Here is a 12,944-nt window from a genome sequence, read left to right as displayed (position 1 = left end):
TTCAGCGGCCCCGCGCGATCGCCTCGTGCGCCAGCTTGATCACGTTGTCACGGGTGTAGCCGAACTTTTCCTGAAGTTTGGCGAGCGGGGCAGACGCACCGAACGTGGCCATGGTCACGGTGGCGCCGTCGAGGCCGACATAGCGATCCCAGCCTAGCGCGCCGCCCTGTTCGACCGCCACGCGGGCCCTGACGGCATGGGGCAGCACGCTTTCGCGATAGGCGGCGTCCTGCGCTTCGAAGCGGTGCCAACTGGGCATCGACACGACCCGCGCACGCAATCCCTGGTTTTTCAGCTCTTCCCAGGCGGAGACGACGAGCGGCAGTTCCGATCCGGTGCCGATCAGGATGACCTCTGGCTCACCCTCGCAATCACCCAGCACATAGGCGCCGCGCACCACGCCTTCGGCACTGGCAAGGTTGCTGCGATCGAGCGTGGGGATGGCCTGGCGCGAAAGGATCAGCGCCGTCGGCGTATGCGTGCTTTCGAGCGCCAGCCGCCAGGCCACGCTCACTTCGTTGGCATCGCCAGGGCGGATCGTGTCGAGGCCGGGAATGGCCCGCAGCGTGGCCAGGTGCTCGATCGGCTGGTGGGTTGGCCCATCCTCGCCCACGCCAATGGAATCGTGGGTGAACACGAAGACCGTGGGCAATTCCATGATCGCGGCCAGGCGGATGGGCGCGCGCATGTAATCGGCAAAGACCAGGAACGTGGCGGTGTAGGGCCGCAGGTACGACAGCGCGAGCCCATTGGCGATCGCCCCCATGGCATGCTCGCGCACGCCGAAATGCAGGTTGCGCCCGCCGCGATCGGCCACGGAAAACGAAGCGACGCCGGTGATCTCGGTCTTGGTGGAGGGGGAAAGGTCGGCCGCGCCGCCGATCAGCGCCGGAATATGCGGGGCCAGGGCGTTGAGCACTTTGCCGCCCGCCTCGCGCGAGGCGAGGCCCTTGGCATCGGGCGCAAAGCTGGGCAGGGCATCCTGCCAGCCTTCGGGCAGGCGCCCGGCACGCAGCAGGTCGAACTCTGCCGCGAGCGCGGGGTAGACCGCACGATAGCGTTCGAACAGGGCTTCCCACGCTTCGCGCAGCGGGCGGCCGCGCCCGGCAACGGCGGCGGAAAAGCTTTCCTTGACCCCATCGGGCACGAAGAACGACTTGTCCTGTGGCCAGCCATAGGCGGCCTTGGTGGCGCGCACGCCGTCCTCGCCCAACGGCTCGCCATGGGCCTTGGCGCTGCCCGCGCGCGGGCTGCCCCAGCCGATGACCGAGCGCACCACGATCAGCGTGGGGCGGTCGGTGGTGGCCTGGAACTGCGCCAGCGCGCCGTGCAAGGCGCCCAGATCGTTGGCATCGTCCACGTGCAGCACTTGCCAGCCATAGGCCTGGAACCGCGCGCCCACGTCTTCGGTAAAGGCAAGGTCGGTCGATCCCTCGATCGAGATCGTGTTGCTGTCATAGATCCAGCACAAGTTGGACAGGCGCAGATGCCCGGCGAGCGAGGCCGCTTCGCCCGAGATGCCCTCCATCATGTCGCCATCGCCGCACAGGGCATAGACGGCATGGTCGAACAGGGGGAAGCCTTCACGGTTGAAATGCGCGGCCAGGGCCTGCTCGGCCATGGCCATGCCCACCGCATTGGCCACCCCCTGGCCGAGCGGGCCGGTGGTGGTTTCCACCCCCGTGGTCATGCGATATTCCGGGTGGCCGGGCGTCTTGGAGCCCAACTGGCGGAAATTCTCGATATCTTCCAGGCTGACGGCGGGCTTGCCGGTCTTGGCGCCCTGCGCGTCGATTTCTTCCACGCCGGCCAGGTGCAACACGGCATAGAGCAGCATCGAGGCGTGGCCAACCGAGAGCACGAAGCGATCGCGGTTGGGCCAATCGGGGCACGCCGGATCGGTGCGCAAGACATCGTGCCACAGTGCATAGGCCACCGGCGCCAGGGCCATCGGGGTGCCGGGATGCCCGGAATTGGCCTTTTGCACGGCATCCATCGCCAGGGTGCGGATCGTGTCGATGGCCAGAACGTCGGGCGCCAGGCGTTCCGGGCTGTGGTCGATGGTATCGGGCATGGCAGGGTTTCCCGTCGTGGCAGGGAGGGGGATCGGGCAGGCGAATTACGGATCAGGCAACGAACCATCCCGCCCCTGGTTTCGCACGACGCGGTGGGCCGAGACGATTTTGCCTTTTTGTGCAGGAGCCTGATGCCTGGCGCGGCGTTTGTTCGGCAATGATGGGCACCCGGGGTGCCCCTGCCGGAAAGGATGCCCGATGCCCGATGCCGAGCTACCCATCGATGCCACGGCGCTGCGGGCCAGGGTGGCCGCCGCCGTATTGCCGCCGCCGATCGTGGAATTCTGGCAGCGCGCGCATGTCAGGCTGATGCCCGATGCCACGCGAACCGTGCTGCGCCCGTTCGAGCTGGCCTATCCGCAAGACTATTCCAGCGAGCCGGGCGACCGCGTGCGCGCGATCGTGGACCGGGTGATCGGCCTCGACGATGCGGCCGTGACCCAGGCCTTGGCCTATATGAAGGAATTGCTCGATGCGCGGCACCGCAACGTGCTGGGCACGCTGGAGCGGCGCGCGGCAGAGATCATCGCGATCGCGCCGCAAGCCGCGCGGCTGGAAGTGGACCGCCGGCTGTTGATCGGTGGCATGTTCCTGCAGGAATATGCCTTCGAGGCCGCCGCCCTGTTCAACCCGTCGATCGTGCCGGCGCCCCGGCAGGAGGGCGCGCCCGATGGGGGCATGCGTTTCATCTGCGCGTTGCGCGGGATCGGTGAAGGGCACGTGTCGTCAATCACGTTCCGCACCGGAGACTGGGATGGCGTGGCGCAAGTGACCATCGATTCCCCCGCGCGGCTGGCTGCGTCCCCGCGGATCGACGCGCAGGATGAAGACGGCAATGCCCTGCGGCTGCACTTCGATGGCGTGCAGGATGTGTCCGAAGCCGTGCTCTTTCCGCTCACGGCGGCACAGGCCCGCGGGCTGGAAGACCTGCGGCTCGTGCAGTTTGCCCAGGACGATGGCAGCATCTGCTATCACGGCACGTTCACCGCGTTCGATGGCGTGACCGGCCGCACGCAGATGCTCTCTACCCGCGATTTCCGCCGGTTCGACATGCGCACGCTGACCGGGCGGGTGGCGGTGAACAAGGGCATGGCGCTGTTCCCCCGGAAAGTGGGTGGCCGCTATGCCATGATCGGCCGGCAGGACAACGAGAACATCTGGCTGATGCGATCCGATAGCCTGTGGCACTGGGACGAGGCCGAGAAGATCGTTTGCCCGCAATATGTGTGGGAATTCGTACAGATGGGCAATTGCGGATCACCGATCGAGATCGACGAGGGCTGGCTGCTCATGACCCACGGTGTCGGGCCGGTGCGCAATTACACGATCGGCGCCGTGCTGCTCGATCGCGATGACCCCTCGCGCGTGCTGGCGCGGGCCAACCTGCCGCTGTTGCGCCCTGGCCCGGAACAGCGCGATGGCTATGTGCCCAATGTCGTCTACAGTTGCGGCAGTCTGGCGTTGGGGCGGCGCCTGCTGGTGCCCTATGGCATTGCCGACAATTTCGCGAGCTTCGTCACTTGCGACCTTGATCCCTTGCTGGCGCACATGGGCTGACCCTGCAAACAGGGCGTGGACGCTGCTGAGCGGGCGCTAGGCGCGGGCGGTCTGGCGCAGCCAGGCATTGACGCGCGCGGTGTCGGTCAGTTGTGGCCGGGTGAGTGGCTCGACCAGGTGATAGCCCCGCGGGCTCGACAAGGGGCGTTCGGTCAGCCGTACCAGGCTGCCCGCCCTGACCAGGTCGTCGATCAGCGGGGCCCAGCCCAGCGCGACGCCTTGTCCGAGCATCGCGGCCTGTAGCACGATCTGATAGTTGTTGAATGCCAAGTCCTGGCGCGCGGCAGGTGCGGGCACGCCCATGCCGGCAAACCAGTCTGGCCAGTCGAACCAGCGGGTGGGGCCGCCACCACGCAAGTGGAGCAGGCGCATCTGGGCGATATCGGCCGGGGCCAGGGGCAGGGCCGGGGGCAGGGGGCGCTGCGCCAGATAGCTTGGCGCGCAGACCGGATGGACTTCTTCGGCAAACAGGCGGTGCGCGCGGCATCCGGGCCATTGGCCATTGCCGAACAGCACGGCCAGGTCGAAGTCGCTGCCCAGGGCATCGGTGGTGCCCTGCGAGGTGGTAAGGCGGATTTCCACCTCGGGCATCAGGTCGGTCAATTCCGCGATGCGCGGCATCAGCCACCAGGCGGCAAAGCCGAAATCGGTCAGGATCGTGACCGTCCGCGTGGCGCGGTGGCGCGATGCGCTGGCAACGCCGGTGGCCAGCGCTTGCAGCCCTTCTTCCACGCGGGGCAAAAGCCGCTCTCCCGCCGCGGTCAGTTCCACGCCGCGATGATGGCGTTCGAACAGGGATACGCCCAGTTCGGCCTCCAGGTGGCCGATATGCTGGCTGATTGCGGCCTGGGTCATGGCCAGTTCGCGCGCAGCGCCCGAAAAGGTCCCCCGCCGGGCTGCCGCTTCGAACACCAGAAGGCCGCGGAGCGGCAGCCGTGCATAGGTCCCAGGCGAAAGCTCCACTTATGCCCCCTTAAGCAGACAGCGGCTTCCCCGCCGCTTTGCCTTCGTTCTAGCTTATGCCTTCCGATTTGCCAGGGTGGATTGCGGGGCATGACCGAAAAGCCGAACTTCCTCGTTCTCATGGCAGACCAGTTGATGGCCGATGCGCTGCCGTTCCTGGGGCAATGGCCGGTGCACGCCCCGCGGATGGCGGCGCTGGCCGAACGCGGGGTGGTGTTCGCCAATGCCTATTGCCCCAGCCCGTTGTGCGCGCCATCGCGCTTTTCGCTCTTGGCCAGCCAATTGCCCTCGCGCATCGGCGCGTATGACAATGCGGCCGATTTTGCCGGCGACACACCCACGATCGCCCACTATCTGCGTGCCGGCGGGTGGCACACGATCCTGTCGGGCAAGATGCACTTCGTGGGCGCTGACCAGTTGCACGGGTTTGAAGAGCGGCTGACGACCGACATCTATCCTGCCGACTATGGCTGGACCCCGGATTGGACGCGGCCCGAACACCGCCCCACCTGGTATCATTCGATGGACTCGGTGGTCACCGCCGGGCCCACGGTGCGCACCAACCAGATCGATTTCGACGAAGAAGTGGTCTTTACCACGCGGCGCAAGCTGTTCGACATCGCCCGCGATCCGGCGGCACGGCCGTTTTTCCTGGTTGCCTCGCTCACCCATCCGCACGATCCCTTTGCCATCCACCGCCGCTACTGGGATCTGTATGAAGGCGTCGACATTCCCATGCCTCGCCTGGGGCGCGCCGACGTGGCCGACGATCCCCACGCGCAGCGCCTGCGCCATGTTTGCGGCACCGATCTGATGCCGGTGACCGAGGACCAGGTGCGCGCCGCGCGCCGCGCCTATTTCGGGGCGATCAGCTTCGTCGACGAGCAGTTCGGCCTGATCCTCGACACGCTGGAGGAAACCGGGCTGGCCAGTAATACCGTGGTGCTGGTCTGCGGCGATCATGGCGAGATGCTGGGCGAGCGTGGGCTGTGGTACAAAATGAACTTCTTCGAGAACGCCGCACGTGTTCCGCTCTTGGTCCATGCCCCGGCGCGCTTTACCCCAGCGCGGGTGGATGCAGCTGTCTCGACACTCGACATCCTGCCCACCTTGCTCGATCTCGCTGGCCTGCCGCCGGCCGATGCCGCCCCGGTCGACGGGCAGAGCCTGGTGCCGCACCTGCAGGGCGAGCAGGGCCATGACGAGGCCTTGGCCGAATACCTGGGCGAAGGGGCGATCGCGCCGGTGGTGATGATCCGGCGCGGGGACTGGAAGTTCATCCATTGCCCCGCCGATCCCGACCAGCTTTACAACCTGGCGCAAGACCGCGACGAAACCCGCAACCTGGCCAACGATCCGGCGCATGCCGCATTGGTGGCCAGCCTGCGCGAGGAAGTGGCCGCGCGCTGGGACCTGCCCACCATCGCTGCGCAAGTCGTGGCCAGCCAGCGCCGGCGCCATCTGGTGGCCCAGGCCAATGCCACCGGCACGCTGACCCATTGGGATCACCAGGTGCCGCGCGATGCGTCACGCGAATATATCCGCGCGCACATGGACCTGGAATTGCTGGAAGCGGTTGCCCGTTTCCCGCGCGTGCGCTTCGATTGATCGCAAGGGGGGGACGGGGCAATGGGGGCAGGCATGGTGCAGCAGACCGACAAGGGCCCCGCAACTGCCCCGCCGGGCCCGGAGGCACCACGCGCCGGCCTCACTCTGGCAGCGATTGGCGCCGGCACGGCAGCGGCGCATATCGGCAACAATTTCACCACCTATCTCGTGGGTGGATTGATCGACGCCTACGGTTTTTCCGCCAGCGCGATGGGGCTGTTCGCCATGCTGGAAACGCTCGCCTATGGCGCGGCCATGCTGGGCGTGGCGCGCTGGGGCGGCGGGGGCGGCGTGGTCGGGGGGCCACGCCGCCTTGCGCTGGCCAGCACTGTGCTGGTGGTCTTGGCGCAGGCGCTGTCGGGGCTGGGGGGCAACCTGCCGCTGCTCCTGGCCGGACGGCTGGTCACCGGCTTCGGCTTTGGCCTGATGAACGGCGCGGTGAACCTGGCAGCGGGGCAGACGGCGCATCCGGCACGGGCGATTTCGGTTGGCATCGCCTGCCAGACGGTGCTGTTTGCCGTGGTCAACATCGTCTTGCCCGAAGTTTCCGCGCATCATGGCCTGGCCGCGATGTTTGCCGCGCTGGCCTTGCTTTCGGCGGTTCTGGGCCTGGGCGCCATGGCGCTGCCGGGTGCGGCGCGCGCCGGCCACGCTGCAATGGCGGCGCGCCAGCCGATGACGCGGGCGGGCTGGCGTCTCTTGCTCGCCATGGGCCTGTTTGCCGGGGGAAGCCTGTCGATCTGGCCGTTCATGGAACGCGCCGGCCACGCCATTGGCCTGGCGGCCACCACGTTTGGCCGCTACCAATCGCTGGCCACGATCGCCAGCGCGCTGGGCAATGCCGCGCTTGCCGTGGTGATCACCCGGCTGCCGCGCCGGGCCCTGCTGGCGGGCGGGTTGGTGGCCTGTGCGGTTTCCTGTGCTTTGCTTACCACGGCCAGCCTGGCCTGGGTCTTTGCCGTGGCCCTGGTGGTGTTCAACGCCAGCTGGTTCATTGCCTATCCCATGCTGTTGGGCCTGGCCTATGACGAAGCGCCCGACGGCCGGCTGGCGGTGATGATGACGGCCACCTGGCTGCTGGCCCAATCGGTGGGGGCGCTGGCCGCTGGCGTACTGGCCGATGCCACCGGATCGTTTGCCGGGGTTGGCCTGGTCGGCTTTGCCGGCTGCGCCCTGGCACTGCTGCTGACGCTGCCCATGGCGCGCAGCCCGGCGCGGCCAGCGGCCCTCGCATCTTGACAGCGCCGCCCTGGCCCTCTCTGTGCTGGGGCAATGACCGCATCCACGCCCCCATTGCCCGCCGCCCTGCCGATGCACGAGCGCATCCGCCAGGAAATCGAGGCGCGCGTCATGGCGGGCGAACTTCGTCCGGGCGAGCGCATCCCGTCCGAACTCGAACTCATGGCGCATTATGGCTGCGCGCGGATGACGGTGAACAAGGCGCTCTCGCGCCTTGCCGAAAGCGGCCTGCTGGAACGGCGCAAGCGGGCGGGCACGTTCGTGGCGCGGCCGCGCACGGTCTCGATGGTGCTCGACATTCCCGACCTCGCGCTCGAAGTGCAGGGGCGCGGGCAGGTCTATGGCTTTCGCCTGCTTTCGCGCAGCCTGGGGGACACCGCCAGCGACCGCGAGGCGGCGGCCGAACTGGGTGACGTTGGGCCGATCCTGCGGCTTTCAGGCCTGCACCTGGCCGATGGCGCGCCGCTTGCCGTGGAAGAGCGCGTGACCAACCTGGCGCTGGTGCCGGGGATGGCGGATGTGGATTTTACCGCCGATCCCCCCGGTGGCTGGCTCTTGCGCCATATCCCCTGGACCGAGGCGGAAAATCGCATCGGCGCGCTTGCCGCTAGCCGCGAACAGGCCAAGGCGCTGGGCATTCCCGCCGGATCGCCTTGCCTGGTGGTGGCGCGTCACACCTGGCGCGGGGCAGACAGCGTCACCTTCGTGCGCCAGGTTTTCGTGGCCGGCGCCTATGAACTCGTCGCGCGGTTCGGGCCGGCTCGGTAGTTGCATAACTTGCGCGCCTGATGCACGATTGGCGCATGGATCGCACAGACCTTCGCATTCTTGCGCAGCTTCAGGCCGATGCCTCGGCCAGCCATGCCGACTTGGCCGAGGCCGTGCACCTGTCTCCCTCGCAATGTTCGCGCCGCATTGCGCGCCTGCGCGAAACGGGGGTGATCCGGGGCCAGGTGGCCTTGCTGGACGAAGCGGCACTGGGGCTGGGCGTGGAAGCCTATGTCACGGTGACGATGGCATCTTATGCGCGCGAGGCGGTGGGCGGCTTTCACGAACGCATCGCGGGGCTCACCGCCGTGGTCGATTGCTGCGCCTTGACCGGAGACGCCGACTACCTCCTGCGCATCGTCGCCATCGATCTTGCCGCGTTCACCCGCCTGATCAACGACGAGATCCTGGGCCATGGTGACGTCGCGAACTTGCGCTCGTCCATCGTGCTCGACCGGATCAAGCGCACCACGGCCTTGCCCTTGCCGCGCGGTTGACGCGTAGAATGGCGCTTCTCTGCGTCAGTCACGCATATTTAGGGGTTTTCTCTCGTAACTTCGCGCGGAACGTGCATCGGCTTTGGAGTAGACTGCCAGGGTCAAGCCGGCCGCTGTTGATGGCCGGCACCTGCTGGTGGAGAGACACGCGCCATGGCCGCATCGACCGATCTTTTCGACAATCCCCTGGGCCTTGATGGGTTCGAGTTCATCGAGTTTGCCAGCGCCGAACGCGGCAGCCTTGGCCCGGTGTTTGCGCGCATGGGATTTACCCACATCGCCAACCACCGCAGCAAGGATGTGGAACTGTGGCGCCAGGGCGGCATCAACCTGATCGCCAACTATGAGACCCGCAGCCCGGCCGCCTATTTCGCCGCCGAGCATGGCCCTTCGGCCTGCGGCATGGGCTGGCGCGTGCGCGATGCGGCCAAGGCCTATGCCGCGGCGCTCGACCGCGGGGCCGAGCCGGTGGAAGTGCAGACCGGGCCGATGGAACTGCGCATTCCCGCCATTCGCGGCATTGGCGGGTCGATCATCTATTTGGTCGACCGCTATCACGGTGGGCAGTTCGGCGATCTTTCGATCTACGATATCGATTTCGTGTATCTGCCCGGCGTGGACCGCCAGCCCAAGGGCGCGGGCTTCCACACCATCGATCACCTCACACACAACGTCTATGGCGGGCGCATGGCGCACTGGGCCAGCTTCTACGAGCGCGTCTTCGGCTTCCGCGAGATCCGCTATTTCGACATCAAGGGCGAATATACCGGCCTTACCAGCCGGGCGATGACCGCGCCCGATGGCAAGATCCGCATTCCCTTGAACGAGGAATCGCAGAAGGGCGGCGGCCAGATCGAGGAATTCCTGCGCGCCTACAACGGCGAGGGCATCCAGCACATCGCCTTTGCCTGTGATGACCTGATTGCCGGATGGGACACGCTCAAGGTCAGCGGCACCCCGTTCATGAGCGCGCCGCCGGCCACCTATTACGAGATGCTGGAAGAACGCCTGCCCGGCCATGGCGAGCCGGTGGACGAATTGCAAAAGCGCGGCATCCTGCTCGATGGCTCGACCTTGCAGGGCGATCCGCGCCTGCTGCTGCAGATCTTTTCCGAAACGCAGGTCGGGCCGGTGTTCTTCGAATTCATCCAGCGCAAGAAGGACGAGGGCTTTGGCGAAGGCAATTTCACCGCCCTGTTCGAAAGCATGGAGCGCGACCAGCTGCGCCGTGGCGTGCTGAAAGTGGGGGAGGACGCCTGATGGCCATGGCCCAGACCCAGGCCCCGCTGCTGGGCGGGGTGCACCACGCGGCCTATCGCTGCCGCGATGCCAAGGAAACCGTGGAATGGTATGCCCGCGTGCTGGGCATGGCCTATACCACTGCCTTTGCCGAGGATCACGTGCCGTCCACCGGCGCGTTCGATCCCTACATGCACGTGTTTCTCGATGCCGGGGGCGGCAATGTGCTGGCTTTCTTCGAGTTGCCCAACCAGCCCGAGATGGGCCGCGATCCGGCCACGCCCGCGTGGGTGCAGCATCTGGCGTTCAAGGTGGCGGACGAGGCCGCGCTGCTGAGCGCCAAGGCGCATATCGAGGCGCAGGGCATCGATGTGCTTGGCCCCACCTGGCACGGGCTGTTCAAGTCGATCTATTTCTTCGATCCCAATGGGCATCGGCTGGAACTGGCGTGTGACATCGGCACGGACGAACAAGTGGCCAAGGCGCGCGAGGTGGCCCCGGCCATGCTGGAAGAATGGGCGCAGACCCGCCGTGCGCCGCGCCACGCTGCTTGGTTGCACGAGCAGCCTGGCGAGGAGCCGCAGGCGTGATCGACCATACCCACGATCCCCGCGCGCAAAGCTGGGTGGAGGGCGCTGCCGGCCATCCCGATTTCCCGGTGCAGAACTTGCCGCTTGGCGTGTTTTCCCTGGGCGAGGGCGAGCCCCGGCGCATCGGCACGGCAATCGGTGACCATGTGCTCGACCTGGCGGGCCTTGCCGCCGATGGCGCTTTGCCGCTGGGCTTGGCCACGGCGCTGGCCCAGCCCACGCTCAACGCGCTGTTTGCGTTGGACGAGGCGGAGCGGGTGGCGCTGCGCCATGCGCTGTTTGCGCTGCTGTCGAGCGAGCGGTGCCGGCTGAAAGTGACGCCGCACCTCCATCGCAGCGAGGACGTGGCGCTGCATCTGCCCTTTGCCATCGGCGATTACACCGATTTCTACGTGGGCATTCACCACGCCACGGCCATCGGCAAGCTGTTCCGGCCGGACAATCCGCTGCTGCCCAACTACAAGCACGTGCCGATCGGATATCACGGGCGCGCCTCTTCCGTGCGGGTTTCGGGCACGCCGGTGACGCGGCCGTGGGGCCAGCTCAAGGCGCCCGATGCGCCAGCGCCGGTGCATGCGCCGTGCCGCCGGCTGGACCACGAGCTGGAACTGGGCCTGTGGATCGCCGGGGACAATGCGCTGGGCGAGCCGGTGCCGATCGACACGGCCTGGGACCGGATCGGCGGGCTGTGCCTGCTCAACGATTGGTCTGCGCGCGATATCCAGGCCTGGGAATACCAGCCGCTGGGGCCGTTCCTGGCCAAGAACTTTGCCACCACGGTATCGCCCTGGGTGATCACCGCGCAGGCGCTGGCGCCGTTTCGCATGGCCGCTGCGCCCCGGCCCGACGGCGATCCGCAGCCTTTGCCCTATCTGCGCGAAGGTTGGGAGGGCGCGCTGTCGATCACGCTGGAAACCACGCTGCACACCGCCGCGATGCGCGCGGCGGGGCTGGCGCCGCATCGGCTGAGCCAGGGCAACGCGTTTGACGCGATGTATTGGACACCCGCGCAGATCGTGGCGCACCATGCCTCGAACGGCTGCGATCTGCACGCGGGCGATCTGCTGGGCACCGGCACGCTTTCGGGGCCCACGCCAGACAGCGCAGGCAGCCTGATGGAACTGAGCCAGGGGGGCAAGGCGCCGCTGGCCCTGCCCGGCGGGGAAACCCGCACGTTTCTGGAGGACGGGGACGAACTGGCGCTGCACGCGCGGGCCGAGCGGGACGGTTATGCCACGATCGGCTTTGGCCCGTGCGTGGGCCGGATCGCGGCGGCGCGCCATGCCTGACCTGACGCTGCACGGTTATTGGCGATCCAGCGCGGCATGGCGCGTGCGCATCGCGCTGGCGCTCAAGGGCTTGCCCTATGCCACCGTGGCGCACGATCTGCGCACTGGTGCGCAAGCCGCAGCGGCCTATCGCGCGTGCAATCCGCAAGGCCTGGTACCGGCGCTGGACACGGGGGAGGGCCAGGAAGCGCCGCTTACCCAATCGCTGGCGATCATCGAATGGCTGGAGGAAACCCAGGCCCAGCCCGCGCTGTTGCCGGCCGATCCCTTGGGGCGGGCGCGGGTGCGGGCCATGGCCCAGGTGATTGCCTGCGACGTCCATCCGTTGGGCAACTTGCGCGTGCTCAAGGCCTTGCGCGGCGATCTGGGTGCCGATGAGGCGCAGGTTGCGGCGTGGCTGGCACGCTGGATGGGCGATGGGTTCGCCGCCTTGGAAACCATGGTGGCACAATGGGGTGGGGCCTTCGCCTTTGGCGATGCGCCCGGCCTTGCCGATTGCTGCCTGGTGCCGCAGATTTACGCTGCGCGCCGGTTTGGCGTGGGCCTGGGCGCCTATCCCCGTCTGGTGGCGATCGACGCCCGCTGCGCGGGCCTTGCCGCCTTTGCCATGGCACATCCGGCCGCGCAGGCCGATGCCGATCCGTCCTGACGCTTAGAGCGCGCTAATCGCCGGGCGAAAGCGGCGCGATCGGGATTGGCATGGCCGGCACGGGAAAGGGAAACCGTCCATCCTTGACTGTCTCTTCCAGGCTGCTGGCATTGAGCACCAGGCCCTTTTCGGTGACGACGCGAAAACTTCTGCGGGTATCCAGGTCCCAGCGCAGCATCAGCCGGACGATTTTGGCCAAGGGTTCAGGGCGCACGCTTTCCACCCTCGTGAAAGTCGGGCTTGGGAACGGTGACAGGCCATCCTCACCTGGATCGGCGTCGGGTGCGGACCATTCCAGCCAGGCGCGCTCCGTCCAATCGATGTGCATGGCGGCCCCCGTGTTGTTGGCGCCGTGTTATTGCGGTGCCAAATGAAACTTTCTGCCAGTCGAAAGAAGCGGTCCCGGACCAAACCATAGACGTTTGGGGCCAAAAAGCAATTGCTTGCCAAAATGGCGGCATGTGCTTGCG

Annotated in this window: 12 protein-coding genes; 9 read left to right on the top strand and 3 right to left on the bottom strand. The window is 67.2% G+C overall.

The window, feature by feature from the left end; genetic code table 11:
- Position 1 precedes the first annotated feature (1 nt).
- Positions 2–2,074 carry a transketolase gene (tkt, locus tag R9J51_RS16700; protein WP_179505144.1) on the bottom strand — a complete coding sequence of 691 codons (2,073 nt, stop codon included), beginning with the start codon at positions 2,072–2,074 and terminating at the stop codon, positions 2–4.
- A gap of 199 nt (positions 2,075–2,273) precedes the next feature.
- Between tkt and R9J51_RS16695 the strand changes: the two genes are divergently transcribed.
- Positions 2,274–3,632 (top strand): glycoside hydrolase family 130 protein, encoded by a 1,359-nt coding sequence (locus R9J51_RS16695; protein WP_179505143.1) that lies wholly within the window; start codon positions 2,274–2,276, stop codon positions 3,630–3,632.
- A gap of 36 nt (positions 3,633–3,668) precedes the next feature.
- On the opposite strand, the gene R9J51_RS16690 is transcribed toward R9J51_RS16695, so the two are convergent.
- Positions 3,669–4,595, bottom strand: coding sequence for a choline sulfate utilization transcriptional regulator (locus tag R9J51_RS16690; RefSeq protein WP_179505142.1), 927 nt, complete (start codon positions 4,593–4,595; stop codon positions 3,669–3,671).
- 90 nt (positions 4,596–4,685) lie between these two features.
- On the opposite strand from R9J51_RS16690, the gene betC reads away from it, so the two are divergent.
- The 8 genes from betC (at position 4,686) to maiA (ending at position 12,474) form a co-directional block, all read left to right on the top strand.
- Positions 4,686–6,203: a choline-sulfatase gene (gene betC / locus R9J51_RS16685; RefSeq protein ID WP_179505141.1), complete on the top strand. Its 1,518-nt coding sequence runs from the start codon at positions 4,686–4,688 to the stop codon at positions 6,201–6,203.
- A 33-nt stretch (positions 6,204–6,236) separates the two neighbouring features.
- A complete protein-coding gene (locus R9J51_RS16680) occupies positions 6,237–7,442 on the top strand; it encodes an MFS transporter (RefSeq protein ID WP_179505140.1) in 1,206 nt (401 codons plus the stop codon).
- A 33-nt stretch (positions 7,443–7,475) separates the two neighbouring features.
- The gene (gene hutC / locus R9J51_RS16675; protein WP_168557702.1) at positions 7,476–8,210 is read left to right on the top strand and encodes a histidine utilization repressor; all 735 of its coding nucleotides are present in this window, start codon (positions 7,476–7,478) and stop codon (positions 8,208–8,210) included.
- Positions 8,211–8,245: 35 nt separating this feature from the next.
- Complete coding sequence (locus R9J51_RS16670) at positions 8,246–8,707, top strand: Lrp/AsnC family transcriptional regulator (protein ID WP_218843498.1); 462 nt, start codon at positions 8,246–8,248, stop codon at positions 8,705–8,707.
- Positions 8,708–8,860: 153 nt separating this feature from the next.
- Positions 8,861–9,967: a 4-hydroxyphenylpyruvate dioxygenase gene (gene hppD / locus R9J51_RS16665; protein WP_179505138.1), complete on the top strand. Its 1,107-nt coding sequence runs from the start codon at positions 8,861–8,863 to the stop codon at positions 9,965–9,967.
- Positions 9,967–10,536: a VOC family protein gene (locus R9J51_RS16660; RefSeq protein WP_248290555.1), complete on the top strand. Its 570-nt coding sequence runs from the start codon at positions 9,967–9,969 to the stop codon at positions 10,534–10,536. The genes hppD and R9J51_RS16660 overlap by 1 nt, the downstream gene beginning before the upstream one ends.
- Positions 10,533–11,825: a fumarylacetoacetase gene (gene fahA, locus R9J51_RS16655; protein ID WP_432787597.1), complete on the top strand. Its 1,293-nt coding sequence runs from the start codon at positions 10,533–10,535 to the stop codon at positions 11,823–11,825. The genes R9J51_RS16660 and fahA overlap by 4 nt, the downstream gene beginning before the upstream one ends.
- Positions 11,818–12,474, top strand: coding sequence for a maleylacetoacetate isomerase (gene maiA / locus R9J51_RS16650; protein WP_179505136.1), 657 nt, complete (start codon positions 11,818–11,820; stop codon positions 12,472–12,474). The genes fahA and maiA overlap by 8 nt, the downstream gene beginning before the upstream one ends.
- Positions 12,475–12,487: 13 nt before the next feature.
- Here maiA and R9J51_RS16645 read toward each other — a convergent pair whose 3' ends face one another.
- Complete coding sequence (locus tag R9J51_RS16645; RefSeq protein WP_218847393.1) at positions 12,488–12,802, bottom strand: hypothetical protein; 315 nt, start codon at positions 12,800–12,802, stop codon at positions 12,488–12,490.
- Positions 12,803–12,944: the final 142 nt, after the last annotated feature.

This window comes from Novosphingobium rhizosphaerae (genome assembly GCF_050920675.1).
Lineage (GTDB): Bacteria > Pseudomonadota > Alphaproteobacteria > Sphingomonadales > Sphingomonadaceae > Novosphingobium > Novosphingobium rhizosphaerae.
Note: the sequence above shows the minus strand (reverse complement) of the source record. Positions and strands in the feature narration are given on the sequence as shown.

Bases quoted from the DNA above. Each gene is read 5' to 3' on its own strand.
- betC (WP_179505141.1), top strand. From the start codon at position 4,686: ATGACCGAAAAGCCGAACTTCCTCGTTCTCATGGCAGACCAGTTGATG.
- maiA (WP_179505136.1), top strand. From the start codon at position 11,818: ATGCCTGACCTGACGCTGCACGGTTATTGGCGATCCAGCGCGGCATGG.
- R9J51_RS16645 (WP_218847393.1), bottom strand. From the start codon at position 12,802: ATGCACATCGATTGGACGGAGCGCGCCTGGCTGGAATGGTCCGCACCC.
- R9J51_RS16695 (WP_179505143.1), top strand. From the start codon at position 2,274: ATGCCCGATGCCGAGCTACCCATCGATGCCACGGCGCTGCGGGCCAGG.
- R9J51_RS16660 (WP_248290555.1), top strand. From the start codon at position 9,967: ATGGCCATGGCCCAGACCCAGGCCCCGCTGCTGGGCGGGGTGCACCAC.
- R9J51_RS16670 (WP_218843498.1), top strand. From the start codon at position 8,246: ATGGATCGCACAGACCTTCGCATTCTTGCGCAGCTTCAGGCCGATGCC.
- tkt (WP_179505144.1), bottom strand. From the start codon at position 2,074: ATGCCCGATACCATCGACCACAGCCCGGAACGCCTGGCGCCCGACGTT.
- hppD (WP_179505138.1), top strand. From the start codon at position 8,861: ATGGCCGCATCGACCGATCTTTTCGACAATCCCCTGGGCCTTGATGGG.
- R9J51_RS16680 (WP_179505140.1), top strand. From the start codon at position 6,237: ATGGTGCAGCAGACCGACAAGGGCCCCGCAACTGCCCCGCCGGGCCCG.
- hutC (WP_168557702.1), top strand. From the start codon at position 7,476: ATGACCGCATCCACGCCCCCATTGCCCGCCGCCCTGCCGATGCACGAG.